This window comes from Prosthecobacter gellanilyticus (assembly GCF_007992435.1).
Lineage (GTDB): Bacteria > Verrucomicrobiota > Verrucomicrobiia > Verrucomicrobiales > Verrucomicrobiaceae > Prosthecobacter > Prosthecobacter gellanilyticus.
In genome coordinates, this window is record NZ_BKAG01000061.1 from 1 (window position 1) to 19,600 (window position 19,600).

15 protein-coding genes and 1 tRNA gene are annotated in these 19,600 nt (G+C 60.7%); 13 read left to right on the plus strand and 3 right to left on the minus strand.

The features are described 5' to 3' along the window. Positions 1-203: 203 nt before the first annotated feature. Positions 204-3,464 carry a DEAD/DEAH box helicase gene (locus tag BGE01nite_RS25595; RefSeq protein WP_146855179.1) on the minus strand — a complete coding sequence of 1,087 codons (3,261 nt, stop codon included), beginning with the start codon at positions 3,462-3,464 and terminating at the stop codon, positions 204-206. Positions 3,465-3,522: 58 nt separating this feature from the next. Here BGE01nite_RS25595 and BGE01nite_RS25600 point away from each other — a divergent pair, with 58 nt between their 5' ends. Both BGE01nite_RS25600 and BGE01nite_RS25605 read left to right on the plus strand, forming a co-directional pair. Further along, on the plus strand, positions 3,523-4,296 hold the full coding sequence (locus BGE01nite_RS25600; RefSeq protein WP_146855182.1) for a ParA family protein: 774 nt from the start codon (positions 3,523-3,525) through the stop codon (positions 4,294-4,296). A gap of 253 nt (positions 4,297-4,549) precedes the next feature. Further along, entirely contained in the window at positions 4,550-6,877 is a 2,328-nt protein-coding gene (locus BGE01nite_RS25605; protein ID WP_146855185.1) for a DUF1592 domain-containing protein, read from the plus strand. A gap of 257 nt (positions 6,878-7,134) precedes the next feature. On the opposite strand, the gene BGE01nite_RS25610 is transcribed toward BGE01nite_RS25605, so the two are convergent. Together BGE01nite_RS25610 and BGE01nite_RS25615 are read right to left on the minus strand one after the other, a co-directional pair. After that, the gene (locus tag BGE01nite_RS25610) at positions 7,135-8,049 is read right to left on the minus strand and encodes a glycosyltransferase family 9 protein (RefSeq protein WP_146855188.1); all 915 of its coding nucleotides are present in this window, start codon (positions 8,047-8,049) and stop codon (positions 7,135-7,137) included. Between the two features lie 11 nt (positions 8,050-8,060). Beyond that, the gene (locus BGE01nite_RS25615; protein WP_146855191.1) at positions 8,061-8,651 is read right to left on the minus strand and encodes a hypothetical protein; all 591 of its coding nucleotides are present in this window, start codon (positions 8,649-8,651) and stop codon (positions 8,061-8,063) included. 110 nt (positions 8,652-8,761) lie between these two features. Between BGE01nite_RS25615 and nusG the strand changes: the two genes are divergently transcribed. From nusG to BGE01nite_RS25670, 11 genes are all read left to right on the plus strand, one after another. Beyond that, complete coding sequence (gene nusG / locus BGE01nite_RS25620) at positions 8,762-9,304, plus strand: transcription termination/antitermination protein NusG (protein ID WP_146855193.1); 543 nt, start codon at positions 8,762-8,764, stop codon at positions 9,302-9,304. Between the two features lie 339 nt (positions 9,305-9,643). Beyond that, positions 9,644-10,273, plus strand: coding sequence for a TPM domain-containing protein (locus BGE01nite_RS25625; protein ID WP_146855195.1), 630 nt, complete (start codon positions 9,644-9,646; stop codon positions 10,271-10,273). A 68-nt stretch (positions 10,274-10,341) separates the two neighbouring features. Beyond that, the gene (locus BGE01nite_RS25630; RefSeq protein ID WP_146855198.1) at positions 10,342-11,229 is read left to right on the plus strand and encodes an N-acetylmuramoyl-L-alanine amidase-like domain-containing protein; all 888 of its coding nucleotides are present in this window, start codon (positions 10,342-10,344) and stop codon (positions 11,227-11,229) included. Between the two features lie 299 nt (positions 11,230-11,528). After that, complete coding sequence (locus BGE01nite_RS25635) at positions 11,529-12,185, plus strand: hypothetical protein (protein WP_146855200.1); 657 nt, start codon at positions 11,529-11,531, stop codon at positions 12,183-12,185. A 21-nt stretch (positions 12,186-12,206) separates the two neighbouring features. Next, a tRNA-Leu gene (locus BGE01nite_RS25640) sits at positions 12,207-12,290 on the plus strand. An 890-nt stretch (positions 12,291-13,180) separates the two neighbouring features. Then, complete coding sequence (locus BGE01nite_RS25645) at positions 13,181-15,319, plus strand: type I restriction-modification system subunit M (RefSeq protein ID WP_146855203.1); 2,139 nt, start codon at positions 13,181-13,183, stop codon at positions 15,317-15,319. Further along, on the plus strand, positions 15,316-16,491 hold the full coding sequence (locus tag BGE01nite_RS25650) for a restriction endonuclease subunit S (protein ID WP_146855206.1): 1,176 nt from the start codon (positions 15,316-15,318) through the stop codon (positions 16,489-16,491). The genes BGE01nite_RS25645 and BGE01nite_RS25650 overlap by 4 nt, the downstream gene beginning before the upstream one ends. 15 nt (positions 16,492-16,506) lie before the next feature. Continuing rightward, positions 16,507-17,073, plus strand: coding sequence for a hypothetical protein (locus BGE01nite_RS25655; RefSeq protein ID WP_146855208.1), 567 nt, complete (start codon positions 16,507-16,509; stop codon positions 17,071-17,073). A 63-nt stretch (positions 17,074-17,136) separates the two neighbouring features. Continuing rightward, complete coding sequence (locus tag BGE01nite_RS25660; protein ID WP_170267067.1) at positions 17,137-18,063, plus strand: hypothetical protein; 927 nt, start codon at positions 17,137-17,139, stop codon at positions 18,061-18,063. A 2-nt stretch (positions 18,064-18,065) separates the two neighbouring features. Continuing rightward, positions 18,066-18,638: a hypothetical protein gene (locus BGE01nite_RS25665; RefSeq protein ID WP_146855214.1), complete on the plus strand. Its 573-nt coding sequence runs from the start codon at positions 18,066-18,068 to the stop codon at positions 18,636-18,638. Further along, positions 18,635-19,591 carry a phospholipase D family protein gene (locus BGE01nite_RS25670; protein WP_146855217.1) on the plus strand — a complete coding sequence of 319 codons (957 nt, stop codon included), beginning with the start codon at positions 18,635-18,637 and terminating at the stop codon, positions 19,589-19,591. The genes BGE01nite_RS25665 and BGE01nite_RS25670 overlap by 4 nt, the downstream gene beginning before the upstream one ends. The last annotated feature ends 9 nt before the right edge of the window (positions 19,592-19,600 follow it).

Genomic DNA, 19,600 nt, shown 5'->3' on the forward strand with positions numbered 1-19,600 from the left:
TCACTGGCGCGGTAGCGCCCCCACCCCCCGGTAGGGACGAGCTGTGTCTCGTCCGAAACTAAAACTCACCACACCCCGCCATCACCCCCAAGGCCCGAGCTTTCCCAACCCCGCCCTCGCCCCTGGAAGTTCCACCCCCATCCGCCCCACAAGGCCGAATGCCCAACTCCGACCTCCGACCTCAAAACTCCGAACTCACTCCTCTACCCCAGCAACTCTTCCAAATCCCCTTCCCCCAATCCTGCCATCAACGGCGAATGCTCATCCAGCGTGGCCTCCACCAGCCCGCGCTTCTTCTGCTGCAGCGCCAGGATGCGCTCCTCCACGGTGCCGCGCATCGCCAGCCGGTAAGCCGTGACGACACGCTGCTGACCGATACGATGCGCACGGTCAATGGCCTGAGACTCCACCGCCGGGTTCCACCACGGATCCAGCAGGATCACATGATCCGCAGCCGTGAGGTTCAGACCGTAACCACCGGCCTTGAGACTGATGAGGAAGACTTTGCGATTCGGATCACTCTGGAAGGCTTTCACCTGGGCCTCGCGATCATTGCTGGAGCCGTCAATGTAGCCGTAGTCGATGCCTTGATCATCGAGCTTCGCACGCACGAGCTTTAGGTACTGCACGAACTGGCTGAAGACCAGCACCTTGCCGCCGGCCTCAAGGATGGCCTCGAGCTTGTCATTCAGCATCGGCCACTTGCCTGAGAGATCATCAGGGTCAAGAGCTTTGAGCGCATCATTGGTTACGCCAGTGAGACGCAGGTCACAGCAGGCCTGGCGCAGGCGCAGCAGGACGGTGAACATGGTCATCTTCGCACCACCTTGACCGGAACGTTTGCGCGCGGCCTTGATCTCCTCGCGACCTTCCTCCAAGACGCGGCGATAGAGCTCGGCCTGCGCAGGCGAAGGCTCGCACCACAGCACCTGCTCGATCTTCTCGGGCAGGTCTTTCAGCACCTCGCGCTTCATGCGGCGCAGGAAGTAAGGACGGAGCAGTTTCTTGAGGCGATCACTCGCCGCGAGCCCCGCAGGAGAGTCGAGACCATTCTGAATGGGCTGTTCGAAGCGCTCCTTGAAGTTATCTCGACTGCCGAGATACCCCGGAAGCGCGAACTGGTAGATGGACCAAAGGTCGCGCGTGCTGTTCTCCACCGGAGTACCGGTGAGCGCGAGACGCGCTCGTGACTTCAGCGAGCGCACCGCCTTCGAGGCATCCGTGTCTGGATTGCGGATGTAGCTGGCCTCATCCAGCAGCACGAGCTGCCAGGGCTGCTTTTGAAGGACATCCTGATCACGCACCGCAAGCTGGTAAGTGGTGATGATGACATCAAACTCGGTTAGGCGCGAGAGCAGGCCGGCACGGTTCGAGCCCTGTGAAACCGCCACCTTCAAATGCGGCGCGAATTTCTCAAACTCCGCACGCCAGTTCCCCGTCAGGCTCTTCGGACAAACAATAAGCGTCGGCGCCGACCCAGACTCCCCCTTCCCAGATGCGTCTTGAGCATTGGGCTTTGGAACTTCCTTGGTCATTGGCCCGCTTGAACCTTGGGATTTCAAAGCCACGATCGTCGCAATACTCTGCACCGTCTTCCCAAGACCCATCTCGTCCCCCAGCACGCCGCCACGACCACTCTGAGCCTGGGTGACCAGCCATCTCACACCTAACAACTGATACGGCCTCAGCTTCGGACCGAGCTCTCCCAGCTTCGCCAGCAAAGACGCCTCATCCGTGAGCTTCGTGGGTGTTGCCTCCTCACCCAGGAAATAGTCCGCATGCAGGCCGCTGATGCGCGCGCCATCGGCGGTGAGCTGGAGCGGCACATCGCGCAATGTGTCCTCGAACTCTTCAACGCCGGACACATCGAGCAGATACTTTTTGCCGTTCTTCGCGGTGACACTGCGCTGACCGCTGCGCACAAGCCGGAGCACCTCATTACGCGGCAGGCGGAAGCCATCCGGCGCTTCATAGGCGAACTCCATGGCCAGCCAGTCCTGACCGCCGCTGCGGCGGTCGTCATCCGCCTCCCGACGATGAATCTGCGGTGTGATGCGCGCGACTCCGCGGGTGGCAGCGCGCCAGCGCTCACCCTCAGTCACCTTCATCTCACGGCGCAGACGCGGGAGGTCCGTGGCGTAGAGTTGCAGCACAGCCTCAGGCTTTGTGAGCTTCCACACCAGCGTGTGACCGCTGGCCTCCACCCGCGTGCCGATCTGGAACCCGAGCGTCTCCATGAGCGCCATGAGGCGGCCTTCTTCAGACTCATTGCGCATGTAGAAGAGCCCTGGGGTGGTCGCGTCCTCAAATGGAAACAAGCTCTCTGCCGCACATTTCGGACCACTCTCCCCCACCAGCCATTCTTTCCCCGCAAAGGAAGCGCGCAGCACCGCCTCGGCCGCTTGCAGCGAACCATCCAGATGCAGCGTGAAACTGCACGGCACCGGCGCACAATGAAAATGCTCCAGACCCGCGCCTTTCAGCTCAAGCTGGAACGCATCATTCAACGCCTCGCGCTGGGAGATGAGCCACTTCAGCGGACGACGCGCCGGGAGTTCGCGCAGCAAGCTCTCGCAGTCCGAAGACAAGGCAGGCAGCCTGAACAAACTCTGCGTCTCACGGCAAAACCACGGCCCGGTCGGCCGGGTCTGAATCAGCGGAAGCTGCCCCTCACCGGAAAAACGGAAGGTCACCTCCTTGTCTCCCGGCTTGGATTCTGCCGTGACGAGCAGACGCACCGGCTCGCGGGCAATGCTGAGCGGGAATCCACCACCACTCGGCTTCCCCGCAATCACGCGGGGATGCTCCGCCGCGCTGTGGAGGAAGTCATCGAAGGTGGCGCTCGGCAGAGAAAGCGGCGCGCTTTGCCCCTTCACACCCTTTTCAGCGAGCCAGGCCGCGAGCAGTGACTCCTCACCTTCCCCGCCCGGCGCATAGCGGACATAAGCCCCCACCGGCTCCCGCATCGTGCCGGTGAGCAGATTCTCCGGGAGGAAGACGCTGTAGGTGCCGGGGAGGCGGAGAGGCTGGAGTTTTCTGGGCGTAGCCTGACGTGGAGCGGATGGGGCTGGCTGAGATGGCGCAGCTTTCGGCAAACTGACGTTTGCCGCTCCTCCGGACTTGGCGGCCAAGGCACGGGAGATCTCTGAGCCACCACCGTGGGCAGGCGGCCTTGCGCCAGCGCCCGCCTTCGGCCCCAGAATATGGGCCAGCACCACGGCGAGAGCGTGATCGCAGATCAACCCTCGGCGAGCCGTCGGGCACGTGCACAGGTTCTGCACGTCACTCTTGGACGAAAAAGCCAGCCCCGAGGCGAACTTGGTCTTTCCTCCGCCCGCCAGACCACGGATGCGCCCCGGTTCAGCGCTCTGAACCGTGACAAACCCGGCATCGACCAAGCCGCGAGCGGCTTTCATCGCCTGCCAGCCACCGATCTCGCCGAGCCATTTCTCCGTGATTTCCATTTCTTTTCTTTCTGGCGCGGGTGATGGTTCCTCTTCAAACTCACGTCAAGAGACACCTATGCGGATCGTAGCAATCACCAATCAAAAAGGCGGAGTCGGCAAGACCACCACAGCCATCAATCTCGCCGCCTGCCTGGCTGCACGGGGAATCCGCACGCTGCTCATCGATCTGGATCCGCAGGCAAATGCCACCAGCGGTCTCGGTCTGGCTCAGGAAGATGGGGGCAGCCTCTACTCCGCGCTGGTGCTCGGCACGGACCCGCACACGGCCATCCGCAGCACCCGCATCCCGAACCTCTCCATCATCCGCAGCCATCAGGAACTGGCTGGTTGTGAGATTGAGTTGGCCCAGAGTGGCAATCATCTCGCCCGCCTGCGCGAGGTGATCGAGCCCCTGCGCGCCTCGAACCATTTTGACTACATCCTTCTCGACTGCCCGCCCTCCCTCGGCGTGCTCATGACCTCCGCTCTCGCAGCTGCGGACGAGCTCCTGGTCCCGCTGCAGTGCGAGTACTTCGGCCTGGAAGGCCTCGGCAAGATCGTCGGCGTGGTCCAGCAGATCCGCGAATGCGGCGCCAACCCGAACCTCCTGCTCGAAGGCATCGTCATGACCATGTACGATTCCCGCGCCAATCTGGCCCAGCAGGTGGTGAGCGACGTCAAGAACTACTTCGCCGAGATCATCTACACCGCTGTCATTCCCCGCACCGTCCGTCTCGGTGAGGCCCCCAGCTTCGGCAAGGCCATCATCGAATACGAACCCAACGGCCGCGGCGCCACCGCCTACCGCGCCCTGGCCGAGGAGTTCCTCGCCCGCCGCGCCGGCAAGTAGCGTGATGTAGCGGAACTCGTGTGAGTTCCGAAGCTCCACAAACACACCACGCCCCCTCCTTTCGCAGGTCGGCTTCAGCCGTCCATGGAGCGCGGATCTCCGAATCCGCAGCCGGGTAGCCAACTCCACACGGGTAGCCTGTCCCCATCACGCGTTCACCTCGAAGTCCTGTGCGAGGGATGCCAAACTCATCCCAGGAACCTCGAAAGAGCCGCCTGCGAGCTTCGTTTCCCCGCTCCCCCCTTTTAGTTAGATGCTACGCCTCTGTCTCATTCTCGCCCTCGGCACCTCGTTCGTCCGGTCCATGGCCGCGCTGCCAGCACCGCTCCGCACCTTCATCGACCAGCACTGTGTCGACTGCCATGACGCGGACGTGAAGAAGGGCGGGCTGGACCTCACAGCGCTGAGCTTTGACCCGCTTGATGGTGCCCGCCTCAAATCCTGGCAGCATGTCTTCGAGCGCGTGCGAGATGGCGAGATGCCCCCCAAGAAGAAGCCGCAGCCCGCCCAACCAGAGCTCGAAAGCTTTCTCACCGCACTCAGGGAACCTCTCCTGAAAGCAGATGCCGCAGACATCGCCGCAAACGGTCGCGTGCAGAGCCGTCGCCTCACCCGCACGGAGTATGAGCACACGCTGCATGATTTGTTAGGCATCGACATTCCGCTGAAGAGCCTGCTGCCGGAAGATCGCGCCTCCCACGGCTTTGAGACCGTGGCGGAGGGCCAGCAGCTTTCCCATCACCAGCTCGCCCGCTATCTCGATGTCGCCGACCAGGCCCTGAGCGAGGCCTTCAATCGTGCGCTGAAGGGTGACAAGCCCTTCAACATCCACTGCACCCCGAAGGAACTGGCCAAGTTCACCCGCGGCAACTATCGCGGCCCCGATTTCCGCGATGGCAAGAGCCTCTCCTGGCCCATCACCCTCCAGTTCTTCGGCCGCATGAAGGTCACCGAGGTGCCTGACGACGGCTGGTATCGCATCACCCTGCATGACGTGCAGGCCGTCAATCCCGGCCCCGGCGGCGTGGTGTGGGGCGTGCTGCGCAGCGGTGTTTGTTATTCCAATGCGCCCATGCTGTATCACATCGGCCTCGTGGGTGCCACCACCACGCCGCGTGACATGACCTTTGAGGCCTGGATTCAAAAGGACCACATGCTGGAGCTGCGCCCGCAAGATGCCACCCTGAAGCGCGCACAAACCGGCGCGAACGGCGGCAATGTGTCCTTCGAAGGGCGTGATCTGGCCAGGCAAGGCTTCGCAGGCATCGCCCACACCGGCATCGACATCCAGCGCATCCACCCGAATGCCGGGCCCGAGCTTTTGAAGAAAAGATTGTTCGGCGAAGGTGGCATGGAAGGAGTCACTCCCGAAAACATCGGCAGGCTCGTCACCCGCTTTGCCAGCAAGGCATTCCGCCGCCCCGTGACCAATGAACAAGGCGCGCCCTACGTGACCATGGCTCAGAAAGCCCTGGGTGAAGGCGAGACACCCTTTGAGGCTCTGCGCACCGCTTACCGCGCCATCCTCTGCTCGCCGCGCTTCCTCACCTTCACGGAGGCTCCCGGAGCGCTCGATGACCATGCCATCGCCTCACGCTTGAGCTACGCGCTGTGGGTTTCCATGCCGGATTACAAGCTCACCACCCTGGCCAACGAAGGCAAGCTGAAGGACCCAGTTGTGCTGGCTGAACAGGTGGAGCGCATGCTCACGGATCCGAAGGCGAAACGCTTCATCGAAAGCTTCACCGACCAGTGGCTGAAGCTGAACCAGATTGACTTCACCAATCCTGACAACCGCCTCTATCGCGGCTTTGATCCCATCGTGCAGGAGTCCATGCTCCTGGAGACGCGCAGCTATGTGACCGAGATGATTCAGAAGGACCTGAGCATCACCCATCTGGTGGACTCTGACTTCACCTTCCTGAACGAGCGCCTCGCCCGCCACTATGGCGATGACTTGAAGATCGAGGCCGGTGACGGCCTGCAAAAGGTCGCCCTGCCTCCAGCTTCACGGCGCGGCGGCTTGGTCACTCAAGGCGCCATTCTCAAAGTCACCGCCGATGGCACCAGCACCTCCCCCGTGGTGCGCGGCGTCTTCATCAACGAGCGCATCCTCGGCAATCACATCCCGCCACCACCACCAGGCATCCCCGCCATCGAGCCTGACATCCGCGGCGCCACCAGCATTCGGGATCAACTTGCCAAGCACCGCAACAACGAGTCCTGCGCATCCTGCCACCAGACCATCGACCCACCCGGCTTCGCCTTGGAAAACTATGATCCCGTGGGCGTCTGGCGCACCGGCTATGGCAAGGACGGCAAAGGTGCCAAAGTGGACCCCTCAGGCACCACCCCCGAAGGCGATGCCTTTGCCAGCCTCGCCGCCTGGCAAAAAATCCAGAGCCAGCGCGCCGACGGCCTCGCCCGCGGCTTCGCCACCCAGTTCCTCACCTACGCCACCGGCGCCCCCCTGCGCTTCAGCAACGAATCCGCAGTGGATCAATTGGTTAGGCAATCCAAAGGCAACACCCGCTCCCTCATCCGCGAGGCCGTCCTCAGCGAAGCGTTTTTACGCAAGTGATGCAGTCGCGATAGCGTCCCGCGCACGCGAGACGTGACACCGTTGTCCGCGCAGTGGTCCCCCAGCCCCCTTGGCGCGGCAGCGCCCCCAAAACCCAGGTAGGAAAGAGCCCCGTTCTCCGAAGCAGGACTGCGAAGGATGAATGTGTCTCGTCCGAAGCTCAAACTCACCGCGCCCCACCATCTTCCCGAGGTCCGAGTTTTTCCAACCCCACCCTCCCCCCTGGAAAAACACCCCGCGTCCAATTCCTCCATTCCTCACCTCACCATCCCCATCACCGTATCCCGCACCGCCTCATACGGCAGCTTCCTCCACTCCCCCTCCGGAGCACGCAGCACCCTCAAACCCGTTTGCGGCGGCGCCCACGTCACCGGATCCGTCGGCCCAAACAGCAACAAACACGGCACCCCGCAAGTCGATGCCAGATGCGAGATCCCGCTGTCATGCCCGAGAAATAGCGAGCACGTCCCCAAACGCTCCGCCAGCTCCGTCAACGGCAGTCCGCTCCACCTCTCCCAAGGCAGATCCACCGGCACCGTGCCTCTCTCCATCTCCGCCTCCCCCATGACCAAAACAATCTCCGCGTCCGGATGCTTCTCCGTGATCTCTTGCGCAATCCGCCGCCAGCCCTCAACCGGCCAGTTCTTCGTCAGCGAGCCGCTTCCCAGATGAAGGGCAATGCGCTTCGGCACGATCTGCGCGCCTCCACCTAACAAAGGTTGCCGCCAGTCCGGCTCCTCCAGAAACATGGCCAGCTTTTCCAGCGACCTCGCCAGCTGCTTCGCCGCATGCCCCTGCCCCGGGATGACGTTGTGCGGACATTCGATCAGCGTTTTGACACCGATCTTCTCCAGGTTCTCGCGCACAATGCCATCCGGATCATAGAGATAGCTCACGATCATGTTGTAGCTCCGCAGATCCTCCGCCAGCGCCGGGTCAATCTGCGCCCCGCGCGCATACAGCAGGGCCAGACGCCGGTCACCCAGGGTTCGCACAGAATCGGCAACTCCCGCTTTGACTGCAAGGCTGGCAATCCCCGGATATCCCATGACCTCGATCTGCACTCTTGGCAGATTTTGCCTCAGCAAACGGATGGCCGGCAGCGTGAGAATGAAATCCCCAATCGCCCCGCCACGGATCACCAGCACACGGGGTCGCGCGGAGTCGTCCATGCGCAGTCGGCTCAGTAAGTCGTCACCGCCAGCACCAGCAGCGCGGCCCCGTAGGCCACGCCACCCCAGACAGCCGCTTTCCAGCGCGCATCCTTGGCCACCACCCAGGTGATCCAGTCACGCATCAGATACGGCATGCCGATGAAATACATGCCCACGATGATCCAGGCATAAGCCAGCACCGGCAGCAGCAGACGGGTATGTTGCGGCTGGAGAAAGGCCGAGGCCAGCGTGGGTCCCGCCATCAGCAGCATCAGACTGCCGAGCGCGCGCACCGCCAGGAACTCCCGCACATAAGCCAGCACCAGCACGAAGCCGATGGGCACCAGCGTGAGGAACCACTTCCGCAGGAAGAAGAACTCACCCATGTCCATGTTCGCCAGCACCATCATGCCCCAGATGAAGTCGATCGTCAGCAGCAGCGCACCCCAGCCATAGTTTCGCGGGAAGCCGCGGAGGAAGGTCTTGGCCTTGTCACCACTCTTCCAGGCCATCAGATGACCGGCCAGCAGAGCCAGCCCCAGGACGATGCCCACAGGCTTCATCGGCAGGCCGCCTGTCTCAGACAGGTGGTAAAGATAGTCGTGGAGGTCTTTGAACATGGGTTGGGGGGGAGCGCAGAGGGCGCGGCGCGCAGACTGGAGCAGGGGCGCGGATTGCGCAAACGGGAGTTGCCCCTTCCCTCCTTCCGCAGTACCTACCCTCGTCTTTCATGCCGTTGTCTGATCAAGCCGCCTGGTTCGTCATCCACACCCGCCCAAAGTGCGAGCATCTGGCCGCCGGCCTCATGCTGGGCCTGCCGGGGGTGGAGAGCTACTGCCCGCGCATCAAGTTTCAGCGCAGCACAAAGCGCGGGAAGGTCTGGTTCGTGGAGGCACTCTTCCCCAGCTACTTCTTCGCCCGCTTCGTCCCCTCTGTGTCCATACGGGCGGTGAAGCACTCGCAAAACGTCATCCGCGTGGTGGATTTCGGTGATCAACTCATTGCCGTACCCGACTCCGTGATCCAGATGATCCGTGAGGAGATGGACGGCCAGGTCATCAAGGAAATCCACATCGGCGTCAAAGTGGGAGACACCGTCGAGCTCACGGAGGGCCCCATGCGCGGCCTGAAAGGCATCGTGAACAGCGTGCACAGCGGCGAGGAGCGCGTGAAAATCCTCATGGAGTTCCTCGGCCGCGAGAGTCTGGTGGAGGTGAAGGCATCCCAGATCCTCACCGAGCACACACCGCGTGAGGCCATGTCTGGACGTTAAGTGGGGTGCAAGCTTCCAGCTTGCCCGTCCTGCATTGAGCTTACAGCACTTGAGCAGCGCTGATTTAAAACCACCGAGAGCACAGAAGACCAACGAGTCTTCATTTCAAAACCTCTGTGCTCCTCTGTGCTCCTCTGTGCTCCTCTGTGCTCCTCTGTGGCCTCTGTGGCCTCTGTGGCCTCTGTGGCCTCTGTGGCCTCTGTGGCGAAATCAAAGAACATCCCGCCCTCGGACTGCTTTTAGACTGATCAGCGGTCTCCCTTTCGGCGACTACTCCCCCACATGTTTTGATCGCGTTGAAGCATTCCCTTGTCATCCTGATCTTCGTTCTCACTCCTCATGCGCTGCCCCGCCTGCCAACAGCCCCTTCGTGAAGGTGACGCCGCCTGCGCGGCCTGCAGCCTCACGCTGGCCTCGCTGGATGCGCACCTCGGCATCCCGCCCCAGCTCACCGCCCCGGTGGCAGACATGGCCAAGGTCCTCTCCTTGAGCGCCCATCGTGCCCTCGCCGAGTCCGTGCGCGCCCTGGAGCAGCGCTTCCCAGAGGTACGCGCCGTGGTCATCACCGCCGCCGTGCCGGCAAACTTCACCCCCGAGCTCTACAGCTTCTGGCTCTTCAACCGCACCGGCCTCTTCAGCGCCGTGGAAAAGGGTGGAGACAACCATGGCGTCATGCTGCTCTGCGATACCGAGGCCCCGCGCTGCGTCGCCTCCATCGGTTATGGCCTGGAGCCTCTGCTGCCCAGTTCAGCACTGGAGACAGCCCTGACCGCCGCCACCTCCCATCTGCTCAAAAGAAACTACGGCAGCGCCGGCACCGCCTTCTTCCGCGAGCTCGAGCGCCAGCTCAACCAGGCGAGCCACAACTGGCCCCAAACTTTTGGTTATTCCGAAACCGGCACCTGGTTTGAGTCCGGCACCGGCACCCTGATCCGCACGGACACTTCCACCGACGAAGATCTCTACTGACTTCACAGCGAACCGAAAACCGAGAACCGAAAACCGAGAACCGAGAACCGAGAACCGAGAACTGCTCCATGAACCGCCGCCGCTTCCTGCTCGCCTCATCCACCTCATGGCTGGCATGGCCCGCGTCTGCAGCCGAGCACCTGCCCCGCAGCGTCACCTTCATCGGCGAGGACAAATTCCGCTCCATCGCCGCCGAGGCACATGCCCGGCGCTGGAGCAGCCTGCCCGTGGCAGAGAGAGTCGTGCGCGCCGCCCTCCGCATGCTCGATACCCCCTACGTCGGCTTCACCCTGGAGATTGATGACCACATCGAATCTCCCTCCGTGAACTTCAAGGGCCTCGACTGCTGGACCTTCTTCGAGACCGCCCTCGGCATCGCCCGCATGACGCGGAAGCACCAGACCTTTTACATGCCCGAGGACCTCCTGCGCGAGATCGAGCACACCCGCTATCGCGATGGCAAATGCAACGGCAACTACCTCGACCGCATCCATTACCTCGATGAATGGTTCCGCGACAATCACGCCCGCAAAAACGTGCGTGATATCACCCGCGATCTCGCCCCCGTCGTCCCCCTCACCGGCCGTAAGATCGATGAGATGACCGTGCTCTGGAAAAGCTATCGTTACCTCAAAAACAATCCCGATCTGCGTGAAGGCATGGCCAGGATCGAGGCCGAGCTCCAGCAGCATCCCTTCCACTACATCCCGAAGGAATCCGTCGCCGCCATCGAGCCCAAGCTGCAAAACGGCGACATCATCGGCATCGTCACGCACAAGCCTCACGTGTATTGCAGTCACGTCGGCCTCGCCATCCGCGTCAAAGACAGCGGCATGCACTTCATGCACGCCTCAGCCTCCGCCGGAAAGAAAAAGGTCATCATCGACAAAACCGTCTCCGGCTACCTCGCCGACTTCCAAAGCCACGCCGGCATCATCGTCGCAAGACCTCTGTAGAGGTGGTGCAAGCTTCCAGCTTGCCCTTCATGGCTCCCAGAAAACTCCGGCCTCTGAACTCTTGCGTTCCGCCTTCCTCTCGCGGTGTCCCTCCATGAACACCGCGAGAGCAACGAATGACGAAAGACGCATAAACCTGGAATACGAAGGCCTTTGTGCTCCTCCGTGTCCTCTGGGGTGAAATCAACGGACATCTCGCCCTCAACCGGCTCTCGGATGCGATGCGCGTCTCCTCAGCTCCCCCGTCATTTCAAAAACGCAGTCTTGGCATACCCACTGGAACCGTGCATCCTTCCACCATGCCGACGCCACTGCTCGCTGAACTCGACCCGGTCCAGATCGCCATCGTCGTGATCGCCATGCTGGGCGGCTTCGTCCAGTGGATCTGGAGCCTCATCCAGCAGAGCAAAGAAGAGGCTGAGCAACGCCGGAATCCCGTCACTCCCGAGGAAAAGCAACACCGCGAGGAAGCCTGGCGCAAACAAACCCAGGCCCAGAAACCCGCTCGTCCAGCCCCCGCCTCCACACCGCCACCGCTGAATGATCCCTTCGCCTCCGTGCGCGAGATTTTTGACCAGATCAAACGTGAGGCCACCCAGCCCCAACAGCCTCCACCGGCTCCATCCCGGCCGCCTCCCCTTCCCACCACACCGCCGCCTCAGGCCAGGCGCGGCTCCGTGCGCGCTGACCTGAGCAAGCGAGCTGACCCCCAGCCCCCGAAGCGCCACTCCGTCGCCGCGGAACGGGTGGAGGCCCCATCCTCCACACCACCCGTCACCCTTCCCACCGCTCCCACACCTCCAGCCGTGGTCTTGCAGACGGCCACACGACCTGCCGTCGCCCCGGCTTGGGCAGGTTTGCTCGGTTCTCCCGCCGCGTTGCGGCAGGCTTTCATCCTTCGCGAGATACTTGGTCCGCCAAAAGCCTTGCAAACCGCGAACGACTCGGCAGCATAGTCCACGTTGCTTCCTGCACATGCCGGTGTGGTGAAATGGTAGACGCGCTAGACTCAAAATCTTGTTCCGAAAGGAGTGTCGGTTCGAGTCCGACCACCGGCACCACCCCTTGAAATTCAAGGGGTTATGGCGCAAGTACCTCAACCTCACCGAGGGGCAAAATATTTTCACCTGTGCACTTCCTGTGCAGTTTGAGGGAGCTGCTGCCAGAGAATTCGCGGCTTGCGGCTGCTGGCGAGAGCGTGGTTGAATTTGTTCATGCACCAACGCTACCTATCGTGCCACGGGTAAAAACCGTCACGGGGACGCCGGGCATCCCCCAACTTTCCTAGCTATGCAAAAACCGGAGATCCTTGACGCCATCCAGCGAATCAACACCGCCCCCCGCAAGGGCTCAGGAGATTTTGTGGGCGCGATGTATGACGACTCTTCACGTCAAGGAGATCGGCCTGTGGCGTTGGTGGTCGGGATCAACTACGGGCAGAACGGGACCTCGGCTGGCTCAGTGGGAAGGGTATCGGAGCCATTAGGGTATGCGCAGCATGTGAAGACGATCACGGGCCAAGACTGCCACACGGTCCTGTGGAACTTTTACCCCTACCTGACTCAAGAGGAGTGGTGCGAAGAGGTGGGAAACTCGGCAAAGGAGGCGGAGCTTCTCTTCGACGGTGGCTATGATGATCCTTTCGGAGTGTTTGCTAAACTGTGTGAAGAATTGAAACCGGAATTCATTGTGTTTCACGGAGTCACTTGCTCCATCCCAATTCTTGCCCGTGTGGTGCTACCGTCAGTTCGATGCAGGTGTTTCCTCGCCCGTAACCTGTCACGTGGGGTTCACAGGGCGAGCCTCAAGGAACTCACATGAGCCTCGTTTTGTGAGAGCGGGGGTACTCAGGACCCCGGCCCCATCTGCGCAGGAGTTCGCCAAAAACCTTGCTTATGCGGGGGCATTGCATTCTGCTTGTAGGGATTTTGCCTCCCACGCCAGCGACTGAATGACTCCCCACGCACTCCAGGACCTTTCCAAACTCGAAGACTCCCTCTGGGAGGCCGCCGACCAGCTCCGCGCCAACTCGAAGCTGACTTCCAGCGAATACTGCATGCCCATCCTGGGCATCATCTTCCTCCGCCACGCCACGAACCGCTACAACGCCGTCGCCGCACGGATCGAGGAGGAGAAGGCGGAGGGGAAGCTTCCGAAGAAGCTCCCGATCACAAAGGCCCACTTCATCTCCCGGCGTGCGCTCATGCTGCCGCCGGAGGCCCGCTATGAAACGCTGATTGCCCTGCCGAAGGGCACGAACCTGGGGACCGCTCTGGTGGAGGCCATGAACGCCATCGAGCGGGACTTTGAGCCGCTGGCCGGGCAACTCCCGAAGGACTTTGAGAAGTTTGATAACGATCTGCTGGAGTCCATGCTGCGCATTTTTGACAGTGAGGCCCTGCGCAAGGCCAGCGGGGACATTTTTGGGCGCATCTATGAGTATTTCTTGATGAAGTTCGCCATCCAAGGCGCGCAGGACAATGGCGAGTTCTTCACCCCGCCTTCACTGGTGCAGATGATTGTGAACGTGATCGAGCCGGATCACGGTGTCGTCGCCGATCTTGCTTGTGGATCGGGCGGCATGTTTGTGCAGACCAGCCATTTCATGGAGGATCACGGGCAGGACACCATGAAGAGTGTGACCTTCTACGGGCAGGAGAAGACGGCCACCACGATCCGGTTGGCGAAGATGAACCTGGCCGTTCATGGGCTGGAGGGGGAGATCAAGGAGGCGAACACCTTCTACCAGGACGAGCACCGGCTCAGCGATGGCCGCCCGCTCTGGGGAAACTGTGACTTCATGATGGCGAACCCGCCCTTCAATGTGGACATGGTGGACGAGGGAAAGGTGAAGGGAGACCGCCGCCTGCCCTTTGGCCTGCCAGGGGTGAACAAGTCGAAGACCATCTCGAATGCGAACTATCTCTGGATCAGCTACTTTCATTCGTATCTAAATGCGAAAGGTCGTGCCGGGTTTGTCATGTCATCCCAGGCCAGCAGTGCCGGGCATGGCGAGGCGGAGGTGCGGCAAAAGCTCGTTGCCACGGGCGATGTGGACGTGATGATGTCCATCCGCTCAAACTTCTTCTACACGCGCACTGTACCCTGCGAACTGTGGTTCTTTGACAAGGGCAAACCCGCCGCGCGGAAGGACAGCGTCCTCATGCTGGATGCGCGGAATGTGTATCGGAAAGTCACGCGGAAGATCTTCGATTTCAGCGCCGAGCAGCAGCAGAACCTCTCGTCCATCGTCTGGCTGTATCGCGGTCAGAACGAGCGTTTCATCGAACTCGTGAACCAGCATGTGGACCGCAGCTTGCAGGCCGCGCACGCCTGTTTCCTGGATGAAGCCGCCGCCGATGGCCCCTGCGAGCCGCTGGACGCTTTCCGCCAAGCGGTGAAGGCTCTCCATGAGCAAATGCACGGCTTCCTGGAAACCCTGCCGGAGAAAGGCGAGCACGCTCAACCGCTGGGTGACTATCTGGAATCAAAAGGCAATGCGGAGGATGGAATCGAAGGCTTTCGCCTGCTCAAGTCCGACGCGCAAAAGCGCCGTAACGAGTGCGGCAATGCTTGGGGCGACACGAAGGACTTCATCGAGATTCTCGCACCGCAGGTCGAGCGCAGTCGCAGCCTGGCCAGCGAGCTGGACGCCCTGTGCAAGCACGTCTCAGGACTCATCAGCCATGTCGAGGCAGACAGCCGCAGCAGCGAGAGCGACCTCTGGAACAGCCGTGAGATCAAAAAAGCCTTCAAAGCCGCCGACGCAGCCCGGCATCAAGCCGTGGAAAACCTCAAGCGCGTGGCCTACTTCCACCGTCAGGCCCTATGGCTGCTCCATCGCTTCCCGGAGGCCAGTTATGTGGACGTGCCCGGTCTGTGCAAGATCGCCAGCAAGGCCGACATCGCCGCCGCCGACTGGAGCCTTACCCCAGGCCGCTACGTCGGCGTCGCCCCGGCGGAGGTGGATGAAGATTTCGATTTTGGCCAGGCCATGCGTGACCTCCATGCGGAACTGAAAGACCTGGACCGCGAAGCCAGCGAACTGGCCGCGAAGATTCAGGCAAACTTTGAGGGACTGGGGATATGAAGAAGCATTGGCGAGATTGTCGGCTCGGTGATGTTCTCACGTTGAAACGTGGTCACGATTTGCCGGGTGAAACCCGCATCGAAGGTGATGTGCCAGTTGTGTCATCGTCCGGCATCACTGGATTCCACAACGAAGCCAAGGCACAAGCGCCGGGCGTTGTGACAGGTCGATACGGCACCATTGGTGAAGTGTACTATCTGGATCAAGACTATTGGCCGCTAAACACGTCGCTCTATGTCATCGACTTCAAAGGAACGCGCCCACGATTCGCGGCCTACTTTCTGAGGAATGTCTTGAAGGACTACCAAAGCGACAAGGCTGCCGTGCCCGGCGTTGATCGGAACGTATTGCACGAGATCAAAGTGCGCGCCCCTGATCCTACCACTCAAGAGCGCATCGAAGCAACATTGACTGCCTACGACGACATGATGGAGAACAACCGGCGGCGGATGGCGTTGCTGGAGGAGTCGGCGCGGCTGCTCTACCGGGAGTGGTTCGTCCACCTACGCTTCCCCGGCCACGAACACACCTGCCTCATCAACGGCTTGCCGCAGGGCTGGGAGCGAGTCGAGTTGAATAACATCATCAACGTGACGCATGGCTATGCTTTCCAGGGGGCCGACTTCTCGGAAGAAACAACTTCGCGAGTGCTAACGACTCCCGGCAATTTTAGAATTGGCGGTGGCATCAAGCTGGGCAAACCAAAGTTCTATAGCGAAGCCGGGCCATTGCCCCCTGATTACATCTTGGCTCCGATGGACTTGATCGTGACCATGACGGACCTCAGCAAGGACAGCGACACGCTTGGCTACCCTGCTTTCGTCGCCAAACTCCCGGACGTGACATTTCTTCACAATCAACGCGTCGGTAAAGTCGTGCCTCGCGGTGATTTCTTCCCGAAGCATTTCCTTTACTGTGTGCTATGCGACGAGCGCTATCGCCATCACGTTGTCGGCGCAGCCACGGGAGGAGTTATCAAGCACACGTCACCGAAGCGCATTCTCAGCTACGAAGCAGGCTTGCCCCGGAAGCGCCAGCTGATCGAAGACTTCGAATCGTTTGCAGCCCCTCTGTTTGCTCAAATTAACATCCTCGTCGAATCGAACGAAAAACTCCGCGCTGCCCGCGACATGCTACTGCCACGTCTCATGAATGGGGAAATCGAGGTGTGAGTGAACCTGAGAACCATGAACAAAAAACATCGAGCCAAGCCCGTGATCAAGGCCGGAGACTTTGATGGCAATCTGCGGGCTTTCATGGCGAAATACAAGGCCTACCCCAGCCTCACCCGCCAGCTGGACCATTTCGTAGGCCCGTTCAATGCGGAGGTCATCAACTGCATCGTGCTGTGGAAGCTGAGCCGGTTTGTCGATCTTCCAGCCCCGCTCCTGGCTGAACTGGACGGTGTGAGACAGCTTGAGGTTGGACAGCATGCCCAGGCGGCGGAGCTGGCCACGGACTTGCAGCGGGTGAAGGGTGTACAACTGGCGATGGCTTCGACGTTTCTTCGCTTCGCCAATCCTGAGGTGTTTCAGATCATCGACCGGCACGCCTACCGTGCTGTCTATGGCACCGACCTTTCGAAAGCGTTGAAGGCCCACCGCACCGTGGGGGCAAAGACGCAGCTATACTTCACCTACCTGGACGCGCTGCGCCAATTGTGTACCGAGAAACACCTGCCCTTCCGTGACGCCGACCGAATCCTTTTCGAGTTCGACAAACAGGAAAATCCACCGCTAAAAGAGACGCCTTGACCCCAACCTAACGCTGCCGCGATGACTGAGAGAGATCACTGTATGAACCCCACGCCGTCACCCATGTACGTCTTCCGTTTGCACATACGCCCCAAGGGGGGGCTTGCCAATCCGTCGGTATCGTTTGCTTACTGTCTTCGGGAGCAAGTGCTCGGCGTCGGGTGGCAGACCTATTCAGACAAGGTGATCAACTCGTGGGCGGACTACGAGGCGGAGGCTAGCAAAGTGCACGAGCCTGGAGAACTCTCCCGCGTCCGCTACTTCCACAAGTGGGTGAAGGCCGATGACCTGATCTGGACCCGCTGCCCCGCCGGGCACTATTACTTGGCCAAAGTGAATTCTGGATGGCTGTACCTGACCAGCCCCCAGGCCGAAGACGCCGATATTGTGAACGTCGTTCGCTGCGACATTCGCCAAGTGGGCGCGATTGACAAGGTTCCGGGCAAGGTGGTGGCTTGCTTTCGGCCCAATCGCACCATTCAGGAAATCGCTGATGACCACATGTGGGAGTACTCGCGCCAGTTGTGGAACAAGCTCAGCGGAACTGATTTTTACCCTCCAGACAAGAGCGTCACACACTCCGTCTTTCTCTATCTTGGCGCGGAGGAAACCGAAGACATCATTTTCCTCTATCTACAGACCAAGGGGTGGCTGGTGGTGCCGAACTCCCGCAAAGGCGACACCATGAGCTATGAGTTTTACCTGATCCATCGCGAGACACGGCAGCGGGCAGGGGTGCAGGTGAAGACTGGAGACAGCGGGCTGAATGTGGAGGACTGGAAGGACAGGCCCGAGTATGTGTTCCTGTTTCAGGCCAATGGCCTCTACAGCGGCGGTCCTGCGCGTGGCGTGGAGTGCCTCGCGCCCACTGAGATCGAAATCTTTATGGTGGAGAACCGCGACCTTCTCCCGAGAAGCACCCTGCATTGGATGGATCATGTCGGCCTGGGGACAGGGCCATCCGTTGACGTGAACGCCCAAGGTTCTTAGCCATGAATTTGATTGCTCAAGATTTCATTGTCTATCCGGACGACACGCCCCTTTCGAAGACACTGCGCCCCCTCTTCGCTGCCGCCAACGGGTTCTCTTTTCCTATCGTCATCGAGGAAAAGAACAGCAACCAGTTCACGTTCGATTTTGACCAGACTTTGGCAAAACAACTGGCATTGCATCGAGCTGCGCCAACTACACTGTCACTGCCAAAAGAGGTGAGGAAGGAGCTGGATTTCGCCTTTACCTACGAGGGCAACATAGTGGCCGTCGAAGTGGAGAAATCGAACAGCGACAAAATCCTGTACGACTTCATGAAGTTTCACATTTATTTGAGCCATGGGGCGACGGCAGCGGTGCTGATACTGCCCCGCAACTGGCCGCACAGAAGCGGCGAAGTGAACATGTTCAAGAATGCCGTCCACCGCTACAACCTCTGCCGCGAGCATGGCTTTGGTGCGCCTGCCTTCTTCGACAAATGCCTGATTGTCGGCTATGAGCAGGCGATGCCAGACGGACGCCCGTTGACCCGTGACTTGCGGAGGGAACTCATCCAATTGCGACTCATCCCATGAGCGAACTGCTCACCACCAACCTCTGGAGCACCGCTGTGAAGCTGGCCAAAAAAGCGAAGCACCGGCAGGCAGCGATTGCCTACGTGACAAGTGACCGCATCAAGTTTGGCAAGGGCGACCTGCTCATCGTGGATGCCTCGGAAGACACCATCAAGTCGGGAGGCACCGCCGCGCCGGTGTTGCGCCAGGCGTTCAGGCGCGGGGCGGTCGTCTGTTCCCACCCGAACTTGCACGCCAAAGTGCTGGTGCTCGACAGGGCAGCCATCATCGGCTCCGCCAACTTGTCCGATACCTCGGCGAATGACCTGGAGGAGTGCGCGGTGCTCACCCAGGAGCCCGCTCTGCTATGGAAGACCCGCGCCTTCCTGCAACAGCTCCGCGAACTCAGCACGGTGCTCACGGGGAAGGAATTGAACGCCCTTTGCGCCCTGCCCGTGGTACCCCGGAAGCCGAAACGTGCGACTGTCAAGCGCACGAAAGCCCAGGCCGGGCGGCATTGGATTATTGGCATCACTGAGATCAAAGATGGCGGAATGAGCAAAGATGACGAAGCCACCGTGCAGCGTGGCGAAGATCGGGCGCTGGAGGAACTGAAGCTGCACCGGAGGCACCTGGATTGGGTGCGCGTTCGCGGCAACAGCGGCATGCGCCAGCACGCCCAGGCAGGCGATAGAATGATCCGGGCCGAGGCTGCCACCATAAAGTCCAGGAACCTTGAGATCTGTGCTCCCGTGACCATTCAGAGCCGCGAAGACGGAGAAGACTCCACCTTCTTCTACTTCGACAAGCGCGAGAGCAGCCATCGACCCGAGCTTACCAAGCTGGAGTTCGTGAACATTCTCAAGGAGGCCGGTTCAAGCTTGAAATCCACACCGCGCATGGTGAGGGAGCTGTCAGGCAAGCTGCTGTATGCGTTGGATGACTTGTGGCCGAAGAAATGTCGAAAGGCTTGATGCGGAAGG

Coding starts and splice junctions, on each gene's coding strand:
- BGE01nite_RS25615 (WP_146855191.1), bottom strand. CDS start 8,651: ATGTTCAAAGACCTCCACGACTATCTTTACCACCTGTCTGAGACAGGC.
- BGE01nite_RS25645 (WP_146855203.1), top strand. CDS start 13,181: ATGACTCCCCACGCACTCCAGGACCTTTCCAAACTCGAAGACTCCCTC.
- BGE01nite_RS25605 (WP_146855185.1), top strand. CDS start 4,550: ATGCTACGCCTCTGTCTCATTCTCGCCCTCGGCACCTCGTTCGTCCGG.
- BGE01nite_RS25625 (WP_146855195.1), top strand. CDS start 9,644: ATGCGCTGCCCCGCCTGCCAACAGCCCCTTCGTGAAGGTGACGCCGCC.
- BGE01nite_RS25665 (WP_146855214.1), top strand. CDS start 18,066: ATGAATTTGATTGCTCAAGATTTCATTGTCTATCCGGACGACACGCCC.
- BGE01nite_RS25660 (WP_170267067.1), top strand. CDS start 17,137: ATGTACGTCTTCCGTTTGCACATACGCCCCAAGGGGGGGCTTGCCAAT.
- BGE01nite_RS25635 (WP_146855200.1), top strand. CDS start 11,529: ATGCCGACGCCACTGCTCGCTGAACTCGACCCGGTCCAGATCGCCATC.
- BGE01nite_RS25630 (WP_146855198.1), top strand. CDS start 10,342: ATGAACCGCCGCCGCTTCCTGCTCGCCTCATCCACCTCATGGCTGGCA.
- BGE01nite_RS25595 (WP_146855179.1), bottom strand. CDS start 3,464: ATGGAAATCACGGAGAAATGGCTCGGCGAGATCGGTGGCTGGCAGGCG.
- BGE01nite_RS25650 (WP_146855206.1), top strand. CDS start 15,316: ATGAAGAAGCATTGGCGAGATTGTCGGCTCGGTGATGTTCTCACGTTG.
- BGE01nite_RS25670 (WP_146855217.1), top strand. CDS start 18,635: ATGAGCGAACTGCTCACCACCAACCTCTGGAGCACCGCTGTGAAGCTG.
- nusG (WP_146855193.1), top strand. CDS start 8,762: ATGCCGTTGTCTGATCAAGCCGCCTGGTTCGTCATCCACACCCGCCCA.
- BGE01nite_RS25610 (WP_146855188.1), bottom strand. CDS start 8,049: ATGGACGACTCCGCGCGACCCCGTGTGCTGGTGATCCGTGGCGGGGCG.
- BGE01nite_RS25600 (WP_146855182.1), top strand. CDS start 3,523: ATGCGGATCGTAGCAATCACCAATCAAAAAGGCGGAGTCGGCAAGACC.
- BGE01nite_RS25655 (WP_146855208.1), top strand. CDS start 16,507: ATGAACAAAAAACATCGAGCCAAGCCCGTGATCAAGGCCGGAGACTTT.